This window comes from Vibrio sp. 10N.222.48.A3, assembly GCF_041475345.1.
Lineage (GTDB): Bacteria > Pseudomonadota > Gammaproteobacteria > Enterobacterales > Vibrionaceae > Vibrio > Vibrio tasmaniensis_A.
Window position 1 is genome coordinate 1 of sequence record NZ_JBFRVX010001446.1, and the last position, 1,413, is coordinate 1,413.

A 1,413-nucleotide genomic window follows, 5' to 3' on the forward strand; every position below is an offset into this window, starting at 1 on the left:
TAATGAACTTTAATGGTATTTTATACATTTCCCTACCTTAAAATTTAATATAATAGCTTCTTAAGTTTAAGCTATTTAATCACGAATTATCAAACTATAGTGGAATGATTTCGTTAATTCTTTTTCCTATACTATCTTTTTCTGACAGAGTTGGTGGACTCTCAATTGGCCATTTAATATTTACGGTTTCATCTTTCCAGAATAAACAGTGCTCAGCTTCAGGGTTATAATAGTCCGTACATTTATAAACGAACTCTGCTTCTTCACTAGTCACATAAAATCCATGAGCAAAACCTTCCGGAACCCACAATTGACGTTTATTTTCAGCAGATAATAATTCCCCCACCCATTGTCCAAAAGTCGGTGAGTCTTTTCTAATATCAACAGCCACATCAAATACCTCACCGGACACAACTCGAACTAGCTTTCCTTGGGTATTTTGGGTTTGGTAATGTAAGCCACGTAAAATACCTTTTTTAGATTTGGAGTGGTTATCTTGAACAAATGACGTTGCTTTACCGGTTACGAGCTTTTCAAATTTATCTTGGCTCCAAGTCTCCATAAAGAAACCACGCTCATCACCAAACACACTCGGCTCTATAATTTTTACATCGCGAATAATTGTATTAATTACTTTCATTTTATTCTACCAATGATTTATAATAAACTGTTACTGCGTCACTGTTAATAATACTACCCTTATATTCTTTGTATCCAACCTTAAATTTATTATCATTAGTGTCATCAATAACAAAATCATAATCATCATTTAAGTTAAAGTTAGCTTTCTTGCACTGATAGTATCCATCCTCATTGGATTCATGCCACACATAACAACCTGACCTTGAATATAATGTGAATTTATTGTCTATTTTTGTTCTTATATATAAATTCATTACTGAAGAGGAATAGTCCAAATAATTACCCTCTTTCAAGTTGTAGTAAATATTCAAATCCTTATTTCCTTCCACCTCGTTCAAATAACTTGAAATAACCCCTAGCCGAACCTGCTTTGCTTTCGAACTTGAAAGTTGGGTGACACTAATAACACATGTTTGATACGTAAAAAACACAAAAGTAACTATAAAAATAGCTCTCGCTGATCTATTCTTCCACTTTAACATCTCAGAATTTTCAAACATATCAGCGAATACATAACAGCATGAAAGAAAGATTAATAGGTTTGCAGCACTAAAATAGTAAAAACCTGAGGGCATTTTCAATGCAAATATTCCAAATGCATATGCATTTGCGCCTAGAAACAAGACAAACGCTCTCTGCAAATATCCACTACTTAATCCATTAATAATAAAAACAATAGATATAGCCAATGATAATAATAAGAATGGATAGTGGTATAACCCTTGAATACTGAAAGTGTATTCTAAGTATTGGATTAAGTCTCCTCCTCTG

1 protein-coding gene and 1 pseudogene are annotated in these 1,413 nt (G+C 32.9%); both read right to left on the reverse strand.

The genetic code is table 11. From position 1 onward, the window contains the following. Positions 1–94: 94 nt before the first annotated feature. Complete coding sequence (rfbC, locus tag AB4653_RS27020; protein WP_009847952.1) at positions 95–640, reverse strand: dTDP-4-dehydrorhamnose 3,5-epimerase; 546 nt, start codon at positions 638–640, stop codon at positions 95–97. A 1-nt stretch (position 641) separates the two neighbouring features. Further along, positions 642–1,413: pseudogene (locus tag AB4653_RS27025) on the reverse strand (hypothetical protein); the annotation flags it as partial.

Bases quoted from the DNA above. Each gene is read 5' to 3' on its own strand.
- rfbC (WP_009847952.1), bottom strand. From the start codon at position 640: ATGAAAGTAATTAATACAATTATTCGCGATGTAAAAATTATAGAGCCG.